Genomic DNA, 22,619 nt, shown 5'->3' with positions numbered 1-22,619 from the left:
CGCGCCAAGGGTGCGGCGTTATCCTGCATCGATGAACGCCTGTATCCGCGACCACGCAACAATCGATGGCGCCGCCCCGCGCAGCGTGCAACGGCGCGATGCGCATGGCGTGCACAACCTGCGCGACGACATCGCCTGCGAAGTCCCGGTCGCGCTGCATTACAACGACTCGCCGTTCGCTGTGCTGATGGCCACGCCCTGCGACCTGGCCGACCTCGCCCTCGGCTTCTCGCTGAGCGAGGCACTGATTGCCGATGCCGGCGAACTGCGGATCGACGCCGTCGACGAGTCCGTCGACGGCATCTGCATCCGCATGCGCATCCCGGACGCACGTCATCCCGCGCTCGCCAACCGCCAGCGCAACCTGCCCGGCTACGGCGGTTGCGGAGTCTGCGGGAGCGCCGATATCGATGCGGTATTGCGCGCACCGCCGTGCGTTACCGTCGTTACGCGGATCGATGGAGCTTCGCTGCATCGCGCCCTCGCCGCCCTGCATGAACGACAGCCATTGAACGCCGCGACCGGCGCGACCCATGCGGCCGGGTTCGCGGATCGCGATGGTCAGTTGCTGCTGGTGCGCGAGGACGTGGGCCGTCACAACGCGCTGGACAAGCTGATCGGCGCAATGGCATCTGCTGGCATCGTCGCCGGCAACGGATTCGCCATCGTCACCAGCCGCGCCAGCTACGAACTCGCGGTGAAGGCCGCGCAGGTCGGCATTCCCATGCTCGCGGCGATCTCCGCGCCGACCACGCTGGCGATCGCGCTGGCCGAATCCGCCAATCTCTGCCTGATCGGCTTCGCCCGCAACGGGCATTGCGCGGTGTATGCGCATCCGCAACGTTTGGTGCCCGCACGATGAGCGACGACCGGAAGATCACGCAGTACGACGGACCCGCCGGTGGTTGGCGTGCATTGAAATCGGTGACCCAGCATCTGTTGCAACAGGACATCCCGGTGCTGGGTGCGAAGACCTTGCTTTCCGCGAACCAGCCGGACGGCTTCGACTGCCCCGGCTGCGCCTGGCCGGATCGCGAACACACCTCGACCTTCGAGTTCTGCGAGAACGGCGCGAAAGCCGTTGCGTTCGAAGCCACCACCCGCCGTGTCGGCCCGGACTTCTTCGCGCAGCACAGCGTGAGCGATCTCGCCCGCTACAGCGATCACTGGCTGGAGGACCAGGGCCGGCTCACCCACCCGCTGCGCTATAACCCGGCGACGAACCGCTACGAAGCGGTTTCATGGGACGCGGCGTTCAAATTCATCGCAACGAGGCTCAACGCGTTGGCCTCACCGGACGAGGCGATCTTCTACACCTCCGGCCGCACCAGCAACGAGGCGGCGTTCCTGTACCAGCTGTTCGTGCGCCAGTTCGGCACCAATAATTTCCCCGACTGCTCGAACATGTGCCACGAGCCGTCCGGCGTGGCGCTGGGGCAGCAGATCGGCGTCGGCAAGGGCACCGTGTCCCTGCAGGATTTCGAGGAAGCCGACCTGATCCTGGTGTTCGGGCAGAACCCCGGCACCAACCATCCACGCATGCTTGGCGAACTGCGCCGCGCAGTGAACCGCGGGGCCAGCGTGCTGGCATTCAATCCGCTGCGCGAGCGCGGGTTGGAGCGCTTCGCCGATCCGCAGGACGCGCTGGAAATGCTCCACGGCGGTTCGACGAAGATCGCCTCGGACTATTACCAGTTGCGGATCGGCGGCGACCTCGCCGCGGTCACCGGCATGATCAAGCATGTGCTGGAACGCGGCGCTCGGGCGCATGCGGAGGGAAAGCCGCCGCTGCTCGATGAAGTGTTCATCGAAACGCATACCGACGGCTTCGACGCGCTGCTTGCAAGCATCGAGGCGGCCGACTGGCGCGATATCGAGAAAGAATCCGGCCTGTCCGAGGCCCGCTTGCGCGATGCCGGCGAACGTTTCCTGCGATCCGAACGCGCCATCGTCTGCTGGGGCATGGGCATCACCCAGCACAAGCGATCCGTCGCGGCCATCCAGATGCTGGTCAACCTGATGCTGCTGCGCGGCCACATCGGCCGGCATGGCGCGGGGATCTGCCCGGTGCGCGGGCACAGCAACGTGCAGGGCGACCGCACCATGGGCATTTACGAGAAGCCCGCGACCGCCCTGCTCGACCGCCTGCGCGATGTGTTCGGCTTCGAGCCGCCGCGCGAGCCCGGCGTGGACGTGGTCGGCGCGATCGAGGCGATGCGCGACGGCACCGGCAAGGTGTTCTTCGCGATGGGCGGCAACTTCGCCACCGCCACGCCCGATACCGACGCCACCCACGCCGCGTTGCGCAACTGCGAGCTGACCGTGCACGTGGCGACCAAGCTCAATCGCAGCCACCTGGTGCATGGCAAGGACGCGCTGATCCTGCCCTGCCTGGGTCGCACCGAAATCGACGTGCAAGCCGGCGGACCGCAGGCGGTGACGGTCGAGGATTCGATGAGCATGGTCCACCTCTCCGCGGGCATCAACGCGCCGGCATCGCCCGAATTGCTGTCGGAACCGGCGATCGTCGCGCGGCTGGCGCAGGCCACGCTCGGCAAGCGCAGCGACACGCCGTGGCGCTGGCTGGTCGAGGACTACGACCGCATTCGCGACCAGATCGCCCGCGTGTTCGAGGACTTCCACGACTTCAACCAGCGCGTGCGCGTGCCCGGCGGCTTCCGCCTGACCAACACCGCGGCGCTTCGGCAGTGGAAGACAGCGACCGGCAAGGCGAATTTCTTCGCGCACGGCCTGGCCGAAGACGATCCCTTGCCGACGCTGCCGGACACGCGGGTGTTCACCCTGACCACGGTGCGCTCGCACGACCAGTACAACACCACGATCTACGGCCTGCAGGATCGCTATCGCGGCGTGCACGGCGAGCGCAGGGTGCTGTTCGCGAATGCCGAAGACATCGCAAGCCTGGGTTTCGAGACTGGTGAGCGCGTCGATATCGAGAGCCTGCATCACGATGGCGTGCGCCGCATGGTGCGTGGTTTCCTGCTGGCGGCCTACGACATCCCGCGTGGCTGCCTGGCGGCGTACTACCCGGAGACCAACGCGCTGGTGCCGCTGGACAGTTTCGCCATCGAGGCGCGCACGCCGACCAGCAAGGCGATCCCGGTGATCCTGCACGCGCACGATGCGGCTGCGGCAAGTGCGCAACCACGCGACATCGCCGCCACGCTGATCGGCAAGAAGCGCGAGAAACCCACGCTATCTGCGCGCAAAGAGCCGAAGTAGAACGGCGTCAGCCGGCAGCCAACACGTCCGCCGCGGCGACGATGTCCTCGTCCTTCGGAATCACCAGGAACGCGGCACCCGCCAGCGGCGTGTACGTGTCCGCGCCGCAGACGCGACGACCGGGCTTGCCGCCGAGCCCCGCTTCGGTGATCGCGGTGATCACGCCCTCGCCGACGCCGGCGCTGAAGCGGCCTTCATCGACAACCAGGATGCGCTTGCACTCGCGCGCATGCTTCGCGATGGCCACGTGGTTGAGCGGCACCAGCCAGCGCAGGTCGACCACGCGCACCTTCCAGCCGTGCTTCGCCTCGATCAGGCGGGCAGCGCGCAGGCTCATCGGCATGCCGTTGCCGTAGCTGAAGATCACGCAATCGGTCGCGTCCTCGTTGTAGACGCGCTCCTCGCCGAGCACCAGCGCCTGGTCCGGCGCGGGGTATTCGGTGAGCCACTGGCCATCGCCGGCTTCGTACAGGTCCTTGGTCATGTACAGCGCGATCGGTTCCAGGAACACGCTGACTCGGCCGTCCACTTTCGCAAGAGCGGTCAAGGTGCGCAGCATCATCGCGGCATCATCGCCGCGTGAGGCGCAACCGACGACCAGACCGGGAATATCGCGCAGCGGGGTGATCGAATTGTCGTTGTGGAAATGCCCGCCAAAGCCGCGCTGGTAGCCCAATCCGGCGATGCGCACGACCATCGGGTTGCGGAACTGGTCGTTGCTGAAGAACTGCAGGCTGGCCGCCTCGCCGCGGAGTTGGTCGATCGCGTTGTGCAGGTAGGCCAGGTACTGGATTTCCGGAATCGGCAGCATGCCCATGTTGGCGAAGCCTTGGGCCATGCCCAGGATCATCGTCTCGTCGAGCAGCGTGTTGAACACGCGCTTGTTGCCGAAGGCCTTGTGCAGGCCCTTGGTCACCGTGTAAACACCGCCCTTCTGCGCCACGTCCTCGCCGAACAGCATGGTTTCCGGATATTTGGCGAACAGGTCGTGCAAGGCCTGGTTGATCTGGATGGCAAGGTGCCTGGGCACCTGCTTCTCCGGCAGCTTGTCCTCGCTGCCGAAGGCCTTGATCCTGACATCCTGTGTCGGCATGCGTGTCGCTTCCGCCATCACCTTGTCCGGCGTGTACGGCGCGAGCGGACGCATCACGTGTTCAAGGGTTTCGATGCGCGGGCGCTGGTCGGCATCTTCCGCCGCGGCGAAGCACTTCTTCCTGGTGTCTTCGTAGAACGCAATGATCTCGTCCTTCGACATCAGGCCGGATTCCAGCGCGATCTGCGCGGAGCGCAGCAGCGGATCGCCCGCCTCCACCGCGCACAGTTCATCGAAGCTGCGCCATTCGATCTCGAAGTCGGTGCCGGCGTGGCCCATGATCCGGGTGGTGCGCAGGTGCAGGAAGGTCGGTCGACGGGTGCGCCGGCAATGCTCGACGGCGCGCTGCACGTCGGCATAGCCGCTGGCCAGGTCGAGGCCGTCGGCGAAGAAATAATCGAGGTCCGGGCGATTGCGGAAACTCTCGCCGATCCAGCCGGTCGGCGTCTTCACCGAGATGCCGATGCCGTTGTCCTCGCAGACGTACAGCACCGGCGCCGGCAGCTTCTGGTACGCAGTCCAGCTGGCGGCGTTGAACGCGGTCTGCGCGGTGGCATGGTTGGCCGAGGCATCGCCGAACGAGCAGATCGCGATGCTGTCCTCGGGGATCGGCAACTGGTGGCCAATGCGTCGTGCAGCTTCGATGGCGACCGCGGTGCCCAAGGCCTTCGGCAGATGCGAGGCGATCGTCGAGGTCTGCGGCAGCACCCACAGCGGCTTCGATCCCCAGACCTTGTGGCGGCCGCCGCTGGCGGGATCGCCGGCACTGGCAGCAAAGCTCAACGCCGAATCCATGATCGGATCCATGCCCGGCAGCTTGCGGAACCGTTCGGCCATGAAACCGCCGCTGCGGTAGTGAAGGAACGCGGGGTCGGTATGCCGCGCGGCCCGCGCGACCATCGCATTGCCTTCGTGGCCGCTGGAACCGATCGTGTAGAAAACCTTGTTCTGCACGCGCAGCACGCGCGCCATCAGGTCGAGGTGCCGGCTGATCAATTGCGACTCGAACAGGTCGCGGAAGCCCTGCGCGTCCAGCGCGCTGCCATCGAGGATGGCCTCGTCCGGCGCGGGCTTGGCATCCGGCGTGCCAGCCCATGCCTTCACGAATTCACTGAAATTGACGTCGCAGACCTCGGCGCGGTTGACGCCTTTCATGCGCGCGGGGATCGGATTCGGGATGGTGGCGAACATGGGCTTCTCCCCCTCTCCCGCGGTGCGGCAGAGGGTTGGGGTGAGGGTGTTTCAGGTCGATTGATCGATCAACGCCTGCGCAGCCGCATCCGGTGCAGGCAACGGCACGAAGCCCGGCGTCGCTTCAACGCGTGCCAGCCAGTCGCGCAGCGCCGGATAAGCGTCGAGCACGATGCCGCCATGCGGGGCCACACAGGTGTAGGCATGCAGCGCGATATCGGCAATGCCGTACTCGCTGCCGGTAAACCAGGACTGCGATGCCAGATGACGCTCCATGACGCGCAACGCCGCATGCCCGCATTGACGCAGTACCGGCAAGCCGGCGCGACGCGGCGAATCCGCCGGCGTCCAGCCGCAGATGAAACGGGCAACGGCGATATACGGTTCGTGGCTGTACTGCTCGAAGAACATCCAGCTCAATGCCTGCGCCTGCGCCCACGGATCGGACGGCAGGAACGACGTGCCATCGGCCAGCCAGCACAGGATCGCGTTCGACTCGACCAGCACGCGGCCGTCATCGAGCTCGATCATCGGCACCTTGCCGTTCGGATTCTTCGCCAGGTAAGCCGGCGCGCGGGTCGCGCCCCGGCTGCTGTCGGTCTCGACCCAGCGATACGCATGACCCAACTGCTCGAGCAGCAGCCTGACCTTGTGGCAATTGCCCGAAGGCGAGAAGCCGTAGACCGTGATCACGCGAATCGCTTCCGGTTCTCGCTCCACTCGGCACGGGTCTGGCCCCAGGCATCGGAGGGTGCGTCCTCGTATGGCGCAGGCAGCTTCACCGCCCCCAGGTTTCGTGAACCCAGGCGCTGCGCCAAGGCCTGGGATGCGGCATTGGCGGGATCGATGCAATGGATGACGTCGTCCCAGCCCAGGTTGGCGAACGCCCAGTCCATGGCAGCGGCAGCCGCCTCGCTCGCATAGCCCCTGCCCCAGCTATCAGGATGGAAGGTCCAACCGATCTCGTTGCCGGGCCAGCCATCCGGCTTCCATGGGCCCGCCTGTCCCAGCCAGCGACCGCTGGATTTCTCGATCACCGAGAACATGCCGAAGCCCTGCACCACCCAGGCGCCGGGCATCTGCAGGAACCGCCGCCACGCCGCGGAACGGGACTGGGCACCACCGATGTAGCGTGCAGCCTCCTCGCTGCCCAGCACTTCGGCGAAGCGTTCGAAGTCGCACGCCTGCGACACGCGCAGGATCAGGCGTCCGGTTTCGAGGACGGGTGTGTTTCCGGGGTTCATTGCGAGCCAGGCGTTTCCTGGCAGCGACCCACGTCAAAAGCCATCGCATTTCTCGAAAGCACCCGGAATCAGCTTGGCGAAGGTCAGATCCTGACGAATCCGACGCAAGATGATGGATTCGATTTTCTCGCGATAGGGCACCAGATCGGAAACTGCCAGTCGCTCGTAATCGTCGACTGCGATTTCGGACGGGTCGAATTTGATCCGGCAATCGGCGTCCCCATTCCTGACCCCGTTGGGCAATTCCACCTGGCCGCGGGTGACGAAGTGGGATCCGATGTTTGCGTAAAGAAATGCCTGCCTGGGCTGTTTTCCGTGCAACGAGACCACGCCATACCCCGAGTACTTCACCGGGACATCGAACGCGTACTGTTTGGCGAAATCCTGCAGGATGAACGCGTGGCCCGCGCCAGCCTTGTCCATCTCGGCCCATAGCCAGCTGGCGAAGCCCGGCTCAAGCTTGAATTTGCTCCAGCCGGTCCTGGTGTGCTTGTAGCTGCGGATGGCGGCGACCCGATCTTCCGGCACCGCCAATGCGACTACCCGGTATCCGCCCTGCCGGAACAGTTCGGTGACTTGCTGGCTTGCCCAGCCCGGGATGTCCCAATCGTTGGCCAGCTTCTTCTCGTAGTTCGAGAAGATCGTGACGCCAAGATGGGAGTTGGTGACGTCGGATTCGATGACGTTGAGCAACAACACGGTCTTGTCGTCGCCAACCGCCTGCGGCGCGGGCTGGGCGGACACCACCCACGATGCGAACAGCAACGCGACCACTGCCAGGATCCTCGCCATTTCTCTTCCCGCCTGCGTTCTAGAACGCGTTGATGCCGGTCAGCTCGCGGCCGATCACCAACTGGTGCACGGTTTCCGTGCCTTCATAGGTGATGACCGATTCCAGGTTCAGCGCATGCCGGATCGCGGCGTGTTCGGTGGTGATGCCGGCGCCGCCGAGCAGGTCGCGGCATTCGCGGGCGATGTCGATCGCCATGCGGCAGTTGTTCCACTTCGCCAGCGACACCTGCGCGGGCTGCATGGTGCCGGCATCCTTCAGCCGACCCAGTTGCAGCACCAGCAGTTGCGCCAGGGTAATCCGGCGAGCCATCTCGGCCATCTTGATCTGCGCGCTCTGTGTCGCCGCGACGGGGCGGTCGAACAGGATGCGTTCCTTGGTGTACTTCAGCACTTCATCGAGGCAGGCGATGGCCGCGCCGATCGGACCCCAGGTGATGCCGTAGCGCGCCTGGGTCAGGCAGCCCAGCGGACCCTTCAGGCCCTTCACGTTCGGCAGGCGGTTGGCCTCCGGCACGCGCACGTTGTCGAAGAACAGCGCGCTGGTCACCGACGCACGCAGGCTCATCTTCTTGTGGATTTCCTGCGCGGTGAAACCGGCGAAGCCCTTTTCCACCAGGAAGCCCTGGATGCCGTCTTCGGTCTGCGCCCAGACGATCGCGATGTCGGCCAGGTTGCCGTTGGTGATCCACATCTTGGAACCGTTGAGGATCCAGTCGTCGCCGTCGCGCACGGCGCGGGTCTTCATGTTGGCCGGGTCGGAACCGCCCTGCGGTTCGGTCAGGCCGAAGCAGCCGATGACCTTGCCTGCGGCCATGTCAGGCAGCCAGCGCATGCGCTGTTCCTCGGTGCCGTAGGCGTAAATCGGATACATGCACAGGGAGCTCTGCACCGAGACGAAGCTGCGGATGCCGCTGTCGCCACGTTCCAGTTCCTGGCAAATCAGGCCGTAGCTGACCGCATTGAGTCCGGCGCAGCCGTACTTTTCCGGCAGCGAGGAGCCGAGCAGGCCCATCTCGGCGATCTCGGAAACGAGCTCCTTCGGAAAGCGTGCCTGATCGAAGGCGTCGCCGATGATCGGGATCACCCGTTCGTCGGTGAAGCGCGCCACGGCGTCCTGCACCGCGCGTTCTTCTTCGGTCAACAGGGAACGGACATCGAACAGATCGTAGGGAGGCAGGGCCATGGCGGTCGCGTCGGGGCTGTCAAACCGCCATTGTAGTCGTGCAGGCCGCACAACCGGCACCTGCGATGTGATCAGCCGACACCGCCAAAACGCCCCGGTTTCAGCCAAAGCCATGCGATTCGCCAGCCATGCCGCAATCGCGCCCGCAAAAGTTGACGGGGCCGGATCGCTCCGGCCCCGCCTGGGCCTCACACGGTTGGTACAGTCCCGCGATCAGCCGTTAGGTGTACCGGCCAGCGACGCCACCTGCGTCACAACTTGGCCGTCAAGCAGCGGCAGGCGCTCGCCCGGCGGCTGCGCCATGCGCACGCTGTGGATGTCGCCATCCAGCATGTAGCGCACGTCGTAGGCCACAGTGCGGTCATCGGTGCCCAGCGCGATCCGGCTGCCGGGCTTCTGCTCGGCCTGCATCGTCCCGACCGTGCCATCAGGATTGCGATAGGTCACGTTCCACGCAACCGTGCGCGACGAGGTCGACGTGTTGTTGACCATGCGGCAGCGCCGATCCACCCGGCTGACCACCCGGCCACCCACGTGGTTGCGGTCGACCCGGTTGCCGATCATCCCGCCGGCAACCGCACCGGCAGCGGTTGCCGCCTTGCGGCCATTGCCGCCGCCGACCTGATTGCCGACCAGTCCGCCGATCAATGCACCGGCCACGGTGCCGCCAACATTGCCGTCGCGCTCCGGCAGGCGTTCCTGCACGGCCACGTCCTCGCACACCTGCTGCGGCGTGCTGGTCGTGCTGGATTCGCGAACCGGATCGGTGCCGATGACGGTGGCATAGCGCTCTTCGCGTTCGATGACGGGTTCGACGCCGACGACATCGGCATAGGCCAAGCCATTCGTGCCAGCCTCGGCGGCCCGATAGGCACCATCGACTGCCGTCGGGTTTGACGAACCGCGGACGCTGTTGTTGATGAACCCGGCAGTGGCCACGCCTCCCACCAGCAGTGCGCCGAGCGCGATCGCAAGCGTATTGCCTTTCATCATGGTGTCGCCTCCTGCGTCATGTGACGGGGCGATTGCAGCACGCGAAACATGAATACCCGCGGAGTTTGTCGGCGGCGCAACGGCGACCGTTCACGCATGTGCAGGGCGCGTGCATGCTAGCGTTCCGCGCATCCTCCACGGATCACCCTCATGCCAAATCCCCTGCTCCTGCCACTGCTCAACTGGGCGCGCAAACTGCGCTATCCGGTGCTGTTCAAGCTGACCGCGGCGCTGTTCGCGTTCAGCGTCCTGCTGCCGCCGGGGATCGATCCGATTCCGTTCCTCGACGAAATCGTGTTCGGCCTCGGCACCCTGCTGCTCGCCAACTGGAAGACGCGCAAGCCACCAGCCGTCGGCGAGAAGCCACCCATCGACGGCGAAGTCCATCGTTGAACCCATGCTGGTCGACAGTCACAGCCATTTCGACGCACCGGAGTTCGATGCCGATCGCGCTGCCGCGCATTCACGTGCGCTCGCCGCCCGCGTCGACATCCAGATCGTGCCCGCGGTCGAAGCCGCCACCTGGCCGAAACTCAAGGCGGTCTGCGCGGAATTCTCGGGATTGCATGCGGCGTATGGCCTGCACCCGATGTACCTGGACGCGCACCGGCCCGCGCACCTCGATGACCTACGCGACTGGATCGAGCGCGAGCGTCCGGTCGCGGTCGGCGAATGCGGTCTGGACTATTTCGTCGATGGCTTGGATGTCGATGCACAGCAGGTCTACTTCGTCGGCCAGTTGCACCTGGCGCGCGAGTTTGATCTGCCCGTCATCGTGCACGCACGGCGCGCGGTGGATGGGGTGATCGCGTCGATCCGCAAGCTCGGCGGCCTGCGCGGGGTGATCCACAGTTTTTCCGGCAGCGCGGAACAAGCCGCGCAGTTGCACAGGCTCGGCTTCCTGCTGGGCATCGGCGGACCGGTGACTCACGAACGCGCGAAGCGGCTGCGCGGCATTGTCGCGAGCATGCCGCTGGAACAACTGTTGCTGGAAACCGACAGTCCTGACCAACCCGGTGTCGCACATCGCGGCGAGCGCAATGAGCCGGCGCATCTTGTCGAAGTGCTCGATGTCGTGGCCACCCTTCGCGGTATCCCGCGCGAGGAACTGGCGTCGGCGACCACAGCGAATGCCAACCGCCTGTTCAACATCGCGGCAGGATGAGCGAGTTGGCGAGGGTTGGGGGGGGGTATCGACCAGAGCAGGCCAAGGATGGCCTGCGGCCGCGCATCGGCACGGGATGTGCCAACTAAGCGGCTGGCGATACCTGCCTGCCCGGGCGACTCGCGGCAGCGATCAAGCCTGCTTCGGCTTCAGCAACATCTCCAGCACCTTCCCTACCGCCGCAAATGCGAACGCACCGGTCACGTGGGTGGCCGCGCCGAGGCCGGCACCGCAGTCCAGCTTCAACGCGTCGTCCTTGCCCAGCTGCGGGCGGATGCCGCAGACGCTGCCGTCGGCCTGCGGGTATCGCACGTTCTCCAGCGAATAGATCGCCGGTACGCCGAAGTAGCGGTCGTGGTTCTTCGGAAAGTTGAACTCGCCGCGCAGCTTCTTGCGGATCAGCGAGAGCATCGCGTCGTGCTCGGTGCGCGAGAGGTCACGCACACGCACCTGGGTGACATCACTGCGGCCGCCGGCGGAACCGACGGTGACGATCGGCTGCTTGCGCCGGCGACAATGCGCGATCGCCTCGACCTTGCTGCGGAAACTGTCGCAGGCATCCAGCACCAGGTCGCCAGGTGCGTCCAGCAGCTCGCTGAGGTTGGAAGGCGTCAGGAACTGCTGCCTGAGGTCCAGTTCGATGCCGGGGTTGATCGCGCGCAGGCGCTCGCCCATCGCCTCGACCTTGGCACGTCCGTATTGGCCGTCCAGCGCCGGCAACTGGCGGTTGGTATTCGACACGCACAGGTCGTCGGCATCGACCAGGGTGAGCTTGCCGATGCCGCTGCGTGCCAGCGCCTCGACCGCCCACGAGCCGACCCCGCCGATGCCGATGACGGTGACGTGGCAGGCGTTGAGGCGCACCAGCGCGCCGGTGCCATACAGGCGGTCGATGCCACCGAAGCGTTCTCGCAATGCGTCGTCCATGCGATCCAGTTTAACGGTCGGGTCTGGAACCGGTGGGTTGAGCACCTTCACCGGTGCCGATGGCGAGAGTTTTGCTGCACCTTTGCTGCAGCAGTTGCAAGGCGTGTTGCGGTGCGCCATGCTGCCTCCAGCGCCGCTTAGAGTGTTTGCTCCATGACCGCGACCCGCATCATCAAGAAGTATCCGAACCGCCGCCTGTACGACACCGAGATCTCGAGCTACATCACGATCGAGGACGTGCGCCAGCTGATCATCGACGGCGAGACCTTCGAGGTTCGCGATGCCAAGACCGGCGACGACCTGACCAGACAGGTATTGCTGCAGATCATCGCCGAGCACGAACAGGACGGGCAACCGATGCTGTCCACCCAGTTGCTCAGTCACCTGATCCGCTTCTACGGCGATTCGCTGCAGGGCTTCATGGGCAACTACCTGGAACGCTCGATGCAGGTGTTCCTTGACCAGCAGCAACAATTCCGCAGCCAGATGGGCGGGCTGATGGGGCAGACCCCATGGACCATGCTCAACCAGTTGACCGAGCGCAACATGGAAGTGTGGAAGGACTTCCAGAAAAACCTGGTCGGCGGCATGGGCAGCCCGACCGGAAGCGCGCAACAGCGGGAGCGGGATCCGCGCAAGCCGCGCTGACCCGCGCGGCAAGCCGCAGCAACGAAAAACGGGCCTCACGGCCCGTTTTCGCATCTGGCGATCAGTGACGTCGCAGGTTCAGCGTGCGCCGCCAGCACCGCAATACTTCTCGCGGAACGCCAGCGCCTTCGGCATCAGCGATTGCAGATGCTGGATGCGGGTTTCCGGACTGGGATGGGTCGACGCGAATTCCGGCTGGCCCTGGCCGCCGCTGGCCTGCGCCATCCGCTCCCACAACGGCACGGCCTCACGCGGGTCGAAGCACGCCGCCGCGGCCAGCATCAAGCCCACTTCGTCCGCCTGGGTTTCATGGCCACGCGCATACGGCAGCGCCGAGGTCACGCCATAGGCCGACATCACCGTCTGCATGGTGCCGGCGTCCATCCCGCCCGCAGCGCCCGCCATCTGCCCGATCTGCTCCAGCTTGCCGCGCGCCATCCGCTGCGCGCCATGGCGCATCAGCGCATGGGCGATTTCATGGCCCATCACAGCGGCCATGCCGTCCTGGTTCTTCGCCACCGGCACCAGGCCGGTGTAGACCGCCATCTTGCCGCCCGGCAGGGCGAACGCATTGGCCTGGTCCGACTGGATCACGCTGACCGTCCAATCGAAGCCGGCAGCGAAATTGCGTGCCTCCATGCCGCGCTCGGCGGCCAGGTCGCGCTCGACCTCATCGACCTTGTCGATCAGCCGGGTGGCGATGCCGCTGATCTGCCGCGCGATCTCCGAATTCGGATCGACCGGACGCTCCTGGCTGAGGATCTCGCGATACGCCTGCAGGCCCATCGCGCTTTCCTGTTCGGCATCCAGGGTCTTGTCGATCAGCACCTGCTCGCCGGTGTACGGATCCACCGTGCGATTGGAAAAATAGTAGTAAGCGCCGTAGGCAAGCATCGCCCCGACCACCAACAGGCGCAGGCCACCGAAGCCCCGGCGCGATTGTCGGTTGCCGCCATTGCCCATCGGATTCTGGTTCATCGCGCCACTCCCTGCGTTGGAATTGCCGCACCGGGCGACTGCCCGGCGACCCTCAAAGCTGCCTCACCAATCGGAACCCGACGCGTGCATTGGTTGCATCGGTGCCCCCGGACGCGCGCCACGCCGAGCGCACCTGCGTTGGCGCACTGGCCCACGAGCCTCCGCGATACATGCGGTTGCGGCACCCGGGATTGATCCACGCCGCGCCGGTGGCCGGTGCCCGTCGATACCCTTGATGCCAGCAATCTGCCACCCACTCGGAGACATTGCCCGCCATGTCGTGAAGACGGAATGCATTCGCGGCGAAACTGCCCGCGGGCGCCGGCCCCCACCAGCCATCGCCATACCCCGGGAAAGCATTGCTCCAGCGCCGCCCCTGTGGCGACACATCCAGCCCGCCGGTGAGGTTTTCGACGCCTTCAGGTGGCGCGCCGCTGCCCCACGGAAAACGCGTCGTGCTGCCTGCGCGCAACGCGTATTCGAACTCGGCTTCGCTGGGCAGCCGGTAATGCGCCCCGGCCTGCTCAGACAACCATGCCGCGTAGGCCTCGGCATCGCGCGCAGTGACATGGATCACCGGCATGTCCGCAGCGGCCGGGCGGCCGTCGTAGCCGGAGCGCCAGTCGATGCCGCTGCCGCGCACGAAATTGCCGCTGCGCACATCGTAGGCAAGCGAATGCCCGCGCTCGGTGGCCCGTCCTTCATAACCGCTGGCCTCGACGAAACGACCGAACTCGCCGACGGTGATCTCGTGGCGGGTCATCGCGAAACCGCGCTCCAGTCGCACCAGGTGGCGTGGCTGTTCGTCCTTGCTGGCGTCGGCCTCGTCGTCGGGGGCACCCATGTGGAAGGCACCGTGCGGAACCACCACCAGACCCGGGCCGCGGGTGCCATCGTCGAGGCCATCGGTGAACACCTGCCCCGGTCGGAACAAGCCGTAATGACCGACCAGGTCGATCCGCTGGCGCAATTCCACGCTGGCCGGATCGCCGGCACGCGCGATCAACAGCATGTCCGCCAGGCGTTCGCGCGCGACCCGCAGGCCGTCAGGTTCGCCCAGCGCGATCAGCCCTTCGTCGCGCAAGCGGCGCACGCGTTCGGCACGCATGACCTCGATGCGGGCAGCCGCGGCGGCGATCGTCTGCGGGTGCTGGCGCACGCGTTGCGCGCGCCCGAGCTCCACGCCGGCAGCGGCGAAATCGCCCTGCATCGCGGCGGCTTCCGCACTGCGGATCAACGCGGACTCCACCGCGCCGATGCCCAGGTGCGCACGCATCTGCCCGGGCCGCAGGCGAATGGCCTCGTGGAACGCATCCAGCGCACCGCCCGGCGTGTCCAGCTGGCCGGCCACCAGCGCGCGCATGCCGGCCAGGCTGCGTTCGCGCGCCTGTTCCGCGGCATCGACGGCCTGCAGGTAGGCCTGGACCCGCGCCGCCTCCGGCCACAGGGTACGCAGCACGGTCGCGTGGCGTTGGGCGAAGCGCAGCGCGGCCAAGTCTTCGTCGGCGGCATCCAGGGCCGCCTTGGCCTGGCCGATCAAAGCAGCCTGCGCGCGATCCAGCAGCTTCGCATCGCCCTCGTCGCCGGGATGCTGGCGTTGCAGGGCGATCAGGATCGGGATCGCCGACGCGCCGGTCTCGAACAGATCGCCCTGCGCCAGCGCGCGTTGCGCGGCCTTGCGCGCGACCGCCGGATCATCGACCTGTACTGCCGGCAGGCTCCAGCTGAGCACGCCGGCCAGCGTGTCGTCACCGCTGATGCTCACGCTGCCGGCCGACCGTTCCGGCTGCACAGGCTGCGGCACCGGCACCACGGGCGTCTCCGGCCTGCAGGCGGCCAGCACCAGCGGGACGAACAGGGCGATGACGGTCCAACCTGCGCGCAAACGACACTCCGGGACGCCGGCAACAGGGCCGCGATGAGGGTTCGGGCGAACTTAGGCCAAGTCGTCCACCCCGGCAACCGCATAATGGCGGCATGAGCCAATGGATCGACACCCCCGACGCGCTGCGCGCGCACCTCGCCGCCTTTTCCTCCCGGAGCCGACCCGCGAGCATCGGGCTGGATACCGAATTCATCCGCGAACGCACCTACTGGCCGCAACTGGCGCTGGTGCAGATCGCGCTGGGCGATGGCGGCGACGTGCTGCTGGTCGACCCGCTGGTGCCCGGCATGGCCGAGGCGCTGGTGCCGCTGCTGGTCGACCCCGACGTGCTCAAGCTGATGCACAGCCCGAGCGAAGACTTGGTCGCCTTCCAGCACACCTGCGGCGTCTTGCCCGCGCCGCTGTTCGATACCCAGGCCGCGGCCGCGCTGTGCGGAATCGGTGCGGGCATGAGTTACCAGAAGCTTGTGCTGGCAGTCACCGGCGTTGCCCTGGAAAAGGGCGAGACCCGCTCGGACTGGCTGCGCCGGCCGCTGTCGGCATCGCAACTCGACTACGCCGCGGATGACGTGCGCCATCTGCATGCCATGCACGCGTCGCTGCAACAGCAACTGGACACCCTGGGCCGCAGCGGCTGGCTGGCCGAGGACGGCGCCCGCCAACTCGCGAATGCGGCCAACGACCAGGGCGAACGCTGGCCGCACCTGTCGATGCGCAGCGCGCAGTTCCTGGACCCGGCGGCACAGCGCCGGCTGCTGCGACTGCTGCGCTGGCGCGAGGCGCACGCGCGCCGCAGCGATCGCCCGCGCAGCTGGATCCTGGACAACGAGCTGGCGGTGACCCTGGCCCGCGCAAATCCGGCCGACCCGGCCGCGCTGCAGGCGCAACTGGATGCCACGCCGAAGGCACCGAAGAGCCTGCGCGACCCGATCTGGCAGGCGCTCACCATGCCGCTGGCGGACGAAGACGATGCGCCACTCGCACGTGGCGAAGACCGCGACAAGAAACAATTGCGCGCGATGCAGGACGCGGTGCTGGCCACCGCCGGCGAACTCGGCGTGCCGGAAGGCGTGCTGGCCTCACGCAAGTTGCTGGAGGCGTTGCAGGACGGCGGCGGCTGGACCGGCGCGCTGGCAGGCTGGCGACGTGAGGTGCTGCAAGCCCGGATTGCTCCCCTGCTCGCCTCTGGCGAGACCAGCAAGGCCTCCGTATAATCGGCGGTGTGTTCATCGTGGGGCGGTAGCTCAGCTGGGAGAGCGCCACGTTCGCATCGTGGAGGTCAGGGGTTCGATCCCCCTCCGCTCCACCACGATTTCAAGGCCGGCCTAATGCCGGCCTTTTTTTTCGCCCTTCGCATTTGCCGGGAATGCGCGTCGGTGCGAATGAAGGAATCCGGTGGCCCTGTGTGTCCTCTCGATATTTTCAAGGCAAGCCGGCTCCTGCACCGACTCGCCTGGACGCACCCATGCAATCCGAATGTCTTGTCTGGCGATAGGATAAGGTTCAGTGAGCGGGCGGCGACCGCGGGGGAAGGAACGGATGCGGAGCACCACGACCACGCGCTCAGGTCGCATGCCGGACATGATCCTGGCAGCGTGTGGACTCGCCGTGGTCGCCATCATGCTGCTGGGCTGGAGCCTCTGGGATGCATCCAGGGCCGATTGGATGCTGCCCGTCGCCGGCCTGGCGATGGTGGCGCTGATGCTGGTGGTGCTGTGGGGGGTCGTGAGCCAGTCGCGTGGACGCCATGCCGCAGAAGACCGCTTGCAGGCAATCGCGGACAGCCTGCCGGGAACGGTTTATGTCCTGCGCCGCACTCCCGAGAATGCATTCAGCTTCGAATTCCTGAGCGCGAATGCCGGGGAGACGCTCGGGATCAACCGGGAGCATGTGCTGCGCGATGCCAACGCGGCTCGACAAGCCTTGGTGGAGGAGGATCGACAACTGCTGATCGCGGCGGCAATCCACTCGGCGGAACATCTGACAGGCTTGGAAGTGGATTTCCGGATTCGCAAACCCGACGGCAACCTGCATTGGATGCGATCGTCCGGCATCCCCGTGCCCCAAACCAATGGCGACGTGCTGTGGAACGGCTACTGGTCGGACATCACCGAGAACAAGGCCACCGAACAGGCCCTGCGGGATGCGCTGCAGCGCCTGGACGAAGCTCTCAGCGTCGCCGGGCTGGGCGAATGGACATGCGACCTCGCGACCGGCGCGCTGACGTGGTCGCCGCAGGTTTACCGGATGCTGCACCTCGACCCGTCACTCGGCCCGCTCGACCTCGCCGAGGCGGTTGCACTCTTCGAGGATGGTGCAGAACTGACGGCCGATGCATTCTTCAAGGCGCAGGAAACAGGCGAGCCGCAGACCTACGACCTGACCTATGTACGTCCAGACGGCGAGGCGGCGAGGCTTCAATTCATCGCGGTATCCAAGGTGGACCAGTCCGGCGTTGTCTGCGGCATGCACGGCACGGTTCAGGACATCAGCGGTCGAATGGCGCTGGAAGAAGGCCTTTCGAAGGCCAAGGACGCCGCTGACGTCGCCAACCATGCCAAGACCGTGTTCCTGGCCACCATGAGCCACGAGATCCGCACCCACCTGAACGGCATGCTGGGAATCCTTGAAGTGATCTTCATGACCCCGCTGAACCCCGACTTGCAGGGCGCACTGGAGGGTGTGCGCGAGTCCGGGAAATCGCTGCAGCAGATCATCGACGACATCCTGGATTTCTCCAAGGTCGAAGCCGGCAAGCTGGACATTCGCCCCGAGGCTACCTCGATTGCGGACCTGGTGGCTGGCGTGCAGCGGGTCCATGCCGGAAACGCGAGCGGCGTGGGCCTGGAACTCCGCCACAGCGTCGACCCCGATATCCGTCCCGCGGTGATGGTGGATGGGCTTCGCCTGCGCCAGATCCTGGGCAATTTCGTCAGCAATGCGATCAAGTTCACGCATAGCGGCCATGTGGAGATCCGCGCCCTGCTGCTGGGGCGTGAGGGCGCTCGCGAACTCGTACGCTTCCAGGTGCAGGACACCGGCATCGGGATCTCCCCGGAGCAGCAGCAACGACTGTTCCAGCCATTCGAGCAAGCCGAGGCCCATACTGCCACCCGCTTCGGCGGGACTGGCCTGGGGCTCTCGATTTCCAGGCGCCTGGCCGAACTCATGGGCGGTGAGGTGTCGATGGCGAGCGCGCCCGGCGAGGGCACGATCATGACCCTGGACCTGCCACTTGCGGCCGCGGACCCTGCCCTGCTGGCACCCGAGCGCGAGGGAGTGGAGAACCCGGCGACCCGGCTGCCGCAGGACAGGAAAGTCCCCACCACGACCCAGGCGGCAAGCGATGGCACCCTGGTGCTCGTGGTGGACGATCACCCAGTGAACCGGATGGTGATGCGCAGCCAGCTGAACGTGCTGGGATATGCGGTAGAGGAAGTCGAGAGTGGCACCGAGGCGCTGGAGCAGTGGCAAACCGGCCGGTTCGGACTGGTACTGACGGACTGCAACATGCCGTTCATGAGTGGCTACGAACTCAGTCAGCGCATCCGCGAGGCCGAGGTCGACTGTGGCCGACGCCGCACGCCGATCGTGGCCTGCAGCGCCAACGTGATCGGTGGCGTCTACGAGGAGTGCCGAAGTGCAGGGATGGACGACTACGTCCCAAAACCCACGGAGCTGGTGGTGCTGGCGGAAGTCATGGATCGCTGGCTGCCGCTGAAGAAGGTGCCCTCCCTCGGAGCCTCCGCCCAGAGTGCCCGGGAAGAGGTCGGCAGGCTCCCCGCATCACCCGACGACCCCGCCCCTCTGGCCGTATCCGGCGGCAGCCCGGTCGACTCGCCTCAGGTGCTCAAACATTTCAGGCGGGTCAACGACGCGGACGTGCTGCTGCTGCGGCAGGCCGTGCAGAGCAGCGACCTGGACGCCGTCACCCACCTCGCCCACCGTATCAAGGGTGCCTGTGGCTTCATTGGTGCCATCGGTCTCGCCACCGCTAGTGGCACACTGGAGCAGGCGGCGCGTGCCGGCGACGCCAGTACCATCGAGCATCTGATGGAAGAATTCGACAGCAAACTGGAGAGGTTGTATGCCTATCTCGATGCCGAACAGCCCCGCTAAGCAACGCTCGGGCGATGGCAGCGAAACGCCCGCAAAGGGCCTGCATCTGCTGGTCGCGGAGGATCATGAATTCCAGCGCGGAATGATGGTCCAGATGCTCGAAAACCTGGGTGCCAAGTCGATCCACGAGGCGGAAGACGGCCGCTCCGCGCTGGAGATCATCCGCGAACTGGGCCATCCATTCGACATCATCGTCACCGATATCGACATGCCCGGCATGGACGGGATGTCCTTGATCCGCAGCCTGGGCGAAGCCAGCAGCGGTGCCGCCCTGATCATCACCAGCGGCCTGGACCGATCCCTGCTCGACACCATCGAGACCATGAGCGCGGCATATGGCATGCGCCTGCTCGGCACGGTGGAGAAGCCGCCAACGCAGGAACGCTTCGCGGACCTGATCAGCCTGTATTGGCGCGCCAAGCCCAATCCGGAGCGGTTCAAGCCGGCGCGCGAGATCTTCAGCCTGGACGAAATCATCGAGGGCCTGCAAAACGACCAGTTCGAGCCGTTCTACCAGCCCAAGATCGACCTCAAGACCGGACGGGTCAAGGGTGCCGAGGCGCTGGCCCGCTGGCGCCATCCACGCGACGGGATCGTCATGCCGTACGCGTTCCTCGGGTTGCTGGAAGAGAATTCAGAGATCAGCGAGCTGACCTGGACCATGCTCGCCCGCAGCGCCCGCGATTGCCAGGAATGGCGCAACGCGGGTCTCGACCTCGACGTTGCGGTCAACCTGTCGGTCAAGCAGCTCGCGGATCCGGGCATTTCCGACGCGATCACCTGGCAGGTGACCAACCAGGGCCTGGAGCCCCGGCACATGACCCTGGAGATCACCGAGTCCGCGGCGATGACCAATGTCGGCCGCGTCCTGGAGAATCTGACGCGACTGCGCATCAAGGGCTTCGGGCTGTCGATCGACGACTACGGTACCGGCTATTCGTCGATGCAGCAGTTGACCCGCATCCCCTTCACCGAGCTGAAGATCGACCAGTCCTTCGTGATGCATGCGGCCCATCAGGAATCCAGCCGCATGATCCTTGAGTCGAGTTTGGACATGGCGAGGAAGCTGGGAGTCGTCTCGGTGGCCGAGGGCGTGGAAACCCGTGACGACTTGAATCTCGTGCGCGAGTGCGGCTGCGACTTGGCGCAGGGCTTCTTCATCGCGAGGCCCATGCCCTCCACCGATCTGCCGGACTGGGTGCGGGATTATTCCTGAGCCTTTGTCGCCAGATAGCGTGGCTTGTGCGTTTTACTCCATCACGCTGCCGATGCCCCCTGGCCACGTACGCCCCATGCTGCAGGCCTTGATCATCCCCGCGCCACCTTCCACGGTGAGGTGCACAGCGCCCCCCGAGTCCCGACGCTTCAATCTATTCGCCAGGAATGGCCACTGCCAATGCCGCAGGATCGAGCGTGTCCCCCATGAGGCGAGTGGCAGCAGCGCCGGATGCGTTGCTGCCCTCAATCCTCGAGTACCCGTCGGCCGATGTCGAGTGCGGTCTGGTACGGCGCGGGGTCGTTGCGGTTGCTGAGCAGGATCACGGTCAGCCGCTGCGCCGGCCAGCGCACGATCACGTTGCGGAAGCCGATGGTCTCGCCGGAATGCCAGCGCGTGTCGCCGCTGATCCGCCAGCCGAAGCCGTAATGCGTCGCAGCGCCCTCGCCCGCCACCTCGACCTGTTTGCCGAACGCGAGTGCGCGCGAGGCATCGCTTAAAAGGCGATCGTCGTAAAGCGCCGCATCCCAGCGCGCCAGATCGTGGGTGTTCGAGTAGATCCCGCCATCCCCCAGCACCGCGCTGGTCGAGCTCTGGTCGCTGCGTTGCCACTGCCCATCGATCTCGCTGTAACCCCAGGCGCGGTTCGATACCTCTTCGCCACCGGCCACGTAGGCCACGGTGTCGTGCATGCCCAGCGGCAGGAAGATGCGACTGTGCAGGAACGCCGGGAACGTCATGCCGGACGCGCGCTCCACCACGAGCGCCAGCAGCGCGTAACCGCTGTTGCTGTAGCGATATGCGCTACCTGCCGGGAAGGCCAACCGGTTTTCCCGTTCCAGCAGTGCGAGCACGCCGGCATCACGGATCTGGCCTTCATACGCTTCGGCCATCAAGTCTTCGTAATCGAGGAGGCCCGAGGTGTGGGTCAGCAACTGGCGCAGGGTGATCGCATCTGTTGCGGACGGCAGCGACGGCAGCCATCGGCGCACGCGGTCGTCGATGGCGAGCGTGCCGTCCTGCGCCAGCAGCAGGATCGCCGCGGCGGTGAACTGCTTGCTGACCGAGGCCAGCCGGTAGTTGGTGGCCGCGCCAGCCTCGATGCCGTGCTCCAGATCGGAGCGGCCATAACCGCGATGGACCCGCTCTTCGCCGTCGTGCAGGACCAGCAGGGACGCACCGGGGACATCGCCCTCGTAGCGTTGCATCAGGCGTTCGATCGCGGCATCGGGCATCGGGGACTCGGGGGCAGTCACGGGCACGTCGTAATACGTGCCGGGGGTGGGTTCGGGCTGGAAGGTGTAATGCCACCATTCCATCGGATAGTTGCGGAAACCGGCGGCCTGCATGGCCTCGCGCAGGCGCTGGCGATTGCCGCGCTGGGTTTCGCTCGCTTCCGGCGAATCGGTGTTTGCGCGAGTGCCGAAGAAATCGAACTCGGTGCCCATGTCCAGCGGTGTGCAGGCGGCACCGTTGGTATCGCATTGCAGCAGGGCCAGGTCGATAGTGGCACCGCGGCTGTGACCTGACATCGGTGCGATGTAGCCGTCGAGCAATTGCGGCTTCTCGAAGTCGGGGTAATGCGCGGGCTTGGTCTTGAGGTCGGCCGGATCGTTGACCCAGCGCATGAAATGCGCGACTGCACGCGCCGGCCGGTAGCAGTCGAAGATGCGCAGGCGCTGGTGCTGCGTGCGCAACGTGGCTTCGACCTTCGCCAGCGCCTCGGCGGCCTCGCGCTTAAGCCAGCAACGCGGTGCGAGATAGCCATCGACCGGCGCACCGACGAAATTGTCGCTGCCGAAATACTTGATGTCCTGGGCGATGCCGGGTACCACGGCGCGGATGTCGACCATGCCCGCCTGCTCCATCGTGGTCGCCGGCGACAGCGTTGGCGGATCAGCGGCAACCGCCTGCAGGCTGGCCGCCAGCAACAGCATCGCCA

Annotated in this window: 18 protein-coding genes, 1 tRNA gene and 1 pseudogene; 9 read left to right on the top strand and 11 right to left on the bottom strand. The window is 66.0% G+C overall.

Features of this window, described 5'->3' with window-relative positions; translation table 11 throughout:
* The first annotated feature begins 31 nt into the window (after positions 1 to 31).
* On the top strand, positions 32 to 862 hold the full coding sequence (fdhD, locus tag H9L16_RS11075) for a formate dehydrogenase accessory sulfurtransferase FdhD (protein WP_187551746.1): 831 nt from the start codon (positions 32 to 34) through the stop codon (positions 860 to 862).
* Positions 859 to 3,243 (top strand): FdhF/YdeP family oxidoreductase, encoded by a 2,385-nt coding sequence (locus tag H9L16_RS11070; RefSeq protein WP_187551745.1) that lies wholly within the window; start codon positions 859 to 861, stop codon positions 3,241 to 3,243. The genes fdhD and H9L16_RS11070 overlap by 4 nt, the downstream gene beginning before the upstream one ends.
* Before the next feature lie 7 nt (positions 3,244 to 3,250).
* On the opposite strand, the gene H9L16_RS11065 is transcribed toward H9L16_RS11070, so the two are convergent.
* From H9L16_RS11065 to H9L16_RS11040, 6 genes are all read right to left on the bottom strand, one after another.
* A complete protein-coding gene (locus H9L16_RS11065) occupies positions 3,251 to 5,527 on the bottom strand; it encodes a thiamine pyrophosphate-dependent enzyme (protein ID WP_187551744.1) in 2,277 nt (758 codons plus the stop codon).
* A 51-nt stretch (positions 5,528 to 5,578) separates the two neighbouring features.
* Entirely contained in the window at positions 5,579 to 6,217 is a 639-nt protein-coding gene (locus tag H9L16_RS11060) for a glutathione S-transferase family protein (RefSeq protein ID WP_187554161.1), read from the bottom strand.
* Complete coding sequence (locus H9L16_RS11055) at positions 6,217 to 6,771, bottom strand: GNAT family N-acetyltransferase (RefSeq protein ID WP_187551743.1); 555 nt, start codon at positions 6,769 to 6,771, stop codon at positions 6,217 to 6,219. Before H9L16_RS11055 ends, H9L16_RS11060 begins: the two co-directional genes overlap by 1 nt.
* A 33-nt stretch (positions 6,772 to 6,804) precedes the next feature.
* Positions 6,805 to 7,563 carry a hypothetical protein gene (locus tag H9L16_RS11050; RefSeq protein ID WP_187551742.1) on the bottom strand — a complete coding sequence of 253 codons (759 nt, stop codon included), beginning with the start codon at positions 7,561 to 7,563 and terminating at the stop codon, positions 6,805 to 6,807.
* Between the two features lie 19 nt (positions 7,564 to 7,582).
* Complete coding sequence (locus tag H9L16_RS11045; RefSeq protein ID WP_187551741.1) at positions 7,583 to 8,746, bottom strand: acyl-CoA dehydrogenase family protein; 1,164 nt, start codon at positions 8,744 to 8,746, stop codon at positions 7,583 to 7,585.
* A gap of 213 nt (positions 8,747 to 8,959) precedes the next feature.
* Complete coding sequence (locus H9L16_RS11040; protein WP_187554160.1) at positions 8,960 to 9,736, bottom strand: glycine zipper 2TM domain-containing protein; 777 nt, start codon at positions 9,734 to 9,736, stop codon at positions 8,960 to 8,962.
* Positions 9,737 to 9,889: 153 nt separating this feature from the next.
* Here H9L16_RS11040 and H9L16_RS11035 point away from each other — a divergent pair, with 153 nt between their 5' ends.
* Positions 9,890 to 10,132, top strand: coding sequence for a DUF6116 family protein (locus H9L16_RS11035; RefSeq protein WP_187551740.1), 243 nt, complete (start codon positions 9,890 to 9,892; stop codon positions 10,130 to 10,132).
* Positions 10,133 to 10,136: 4 nt separating this feature from the next.
* Complete coding sequence (locus tag H9L16_RS11030; protein WP_187551739.1) at positions 10,137 to 10,904, top strand: TatD family hydrolase; 768 nt, start codon at positions 10,137 to 10,139, stop codon at positions 10,902 to 10,904.
* A gap of 132 nt (positions 10,905 to 11,036) precedes the next feature.
* Here the strand turns inward: H9L16_RS11030 and H9L16_RS11025 are convergent, their stop codons facing one another.
* On the bottom strand, positions 11,037 to 11,831 hold the full coding sequence (locus tag H9L16_RS11025; protein WP_187551738.1) for a tRNA threonylcarbamoyladenosine dehydratase: 795 nt from the start codon (positions 11,829 to 11,831) through the stop codon (positions 11,037 to 11,039).
* A 153-nt stretch (positions 11,832 to 11,984) separates the two neighbouring features.
* On the opposite strand from H9L16_RS11025, the gene phaR reads away from it, so the two are divergent.
* A complete protein-coding gene (gene phaR, locus H9L16_RS11020; RefSeq protein WP_187551737.1) occupies positions 11,985 to 12,479 on the top strand; it encodes a polyhydroxyalkanoate synthesis repressor PhaR in 495 nt (164 codons plus the stop codon).
* A 78-nt stretch (positions 12,480 to 12,557) separates the two neighbouring features.
* On the opposite strand, the gene H9L16_RS11015 is transcribed toward phaR, so the two are convergent.
* Both H9L16_RS11015 and H9L16_RS11010 read right to left on the bottom strand, forming a co-directional pair.
* Positions 12,558 to 13,457 (bottom strand): M48 family metallopeptidase, encoded by a 900-nt coding sequence (locus tag H9L16_RS11015; protein ID WP_187551736.1) that lies wholly within the window; start codon positions 13,455 to 13,457, stop codon positions 12,558 to 12,560.
* A gap of 52 nt (positions 13,458 to 13,509) precedes the next feature.
* Positions 13,510 to 15,342, bottom strand: coding sequence for a formylglycine-generating enzyme family protein (locus H9L16_RS11010; protein ID WP_229796593.1), 1,833 nt, complete (start codon positions 15,340 to 15,342; stop codon positions 13,510 to 13,512).
* A 92-nt stretch (positions 15,343 to 15,434) separates the two neighbouring features.
* On the opposite strand from H9L16_RS11010, the gene rnd reads away from it, so the two are divergent.
* The 4 genes from rnd to H9L16_RS10990 all read left to right on the top strand — a co-directional run bounded on the left by rnd (position 15,435) and on the right by H9L16_RS10990 (position 20,677).
* Positions 15,435 to 16,556, top strand: coding sequence for a ribonuclease D (rnd, locus tag H9L16_RS11005; protein WP_187551735.1), 1,122 nt, complete (start codon positions 15,435 to 15,437; stop codon positions 16,554 to 16,556).
* 19 nt (positions 16,557 to 16,575) lie between these two features.
* Positions 16,576 to 16,651: transfer RNA gene (locus H9L16_RS11000), tRNA-Ala, on the top strand.
* Positions 16,652 to 16,923: 272 nt separating this feature from the next.
* Positions 16,924 to 19,461 (top strand): PAS domain-containing sensor histidine kinase, encoded by a 2,538-nt coding sequence (locus H9L16_RS10995; protein ID WP_187551734.1) that lies wholly within the window; start codon positions 16,924 to 16,926, stop codon positions 19,459 to 19,461.
* The gene (locus H9L16_RS10990) at positions 19,430 to 20,677 is read left to right on the top strand and encodes an EAL domain-containing response regulator (protein ID WP_223158137.1); all 1,248 of its coding nucleotides are present in this window, start codon (positions 19,430 to 19,432) and stop codon (positions 20,675 to 20,677) included. The genes H9L16_RS10995 and H9L16_RS10990 overlap by 32 nt, the downstream gene beginning before the upstream one ends.
* Before the next feature lie 245 nt (positions 20,678 to 20,922).
* On the opposite strand, the gene H9L16_RS10985 is transcribed toward H9L16_RS10990, so the two are convergent.
* Entirely contained in the window at positions 20,923 to 21,912 is a 990-nt protein-coding gene (locus H9L16_RS10985) for a serine hydrolase domain-containing protein (RefSeq protein WP_229796651.1), read from the bottom strand.
* 18 nt (positions 21,913 to 21,930) lie between these two features.
* Positions 21,931 to 22,614 (bottom strand): annotated as a pseudogene (locus H9L16_RS16225) (M15 family metallopeptidase); the annotation flags it as partial.
* Between the last annotated feature and the right edge of the window lie 5 nt (positions 22,615 to 22,619).

The sequence above is a fragment of the Thermomonas carbonis genome, from assembly GCF_014396975.1.
GTDB lineage: Bacteria > Pseudomonadota > Gammaproteobacteria > Xanthomonadales > Xanthomonadaceae > Thermomonas > Thermomonas carbonis.
Note: the sequence above shows the minus strand (reverse complement) of the source record. Positions and strands in the feature narration are given on the sequence as shown.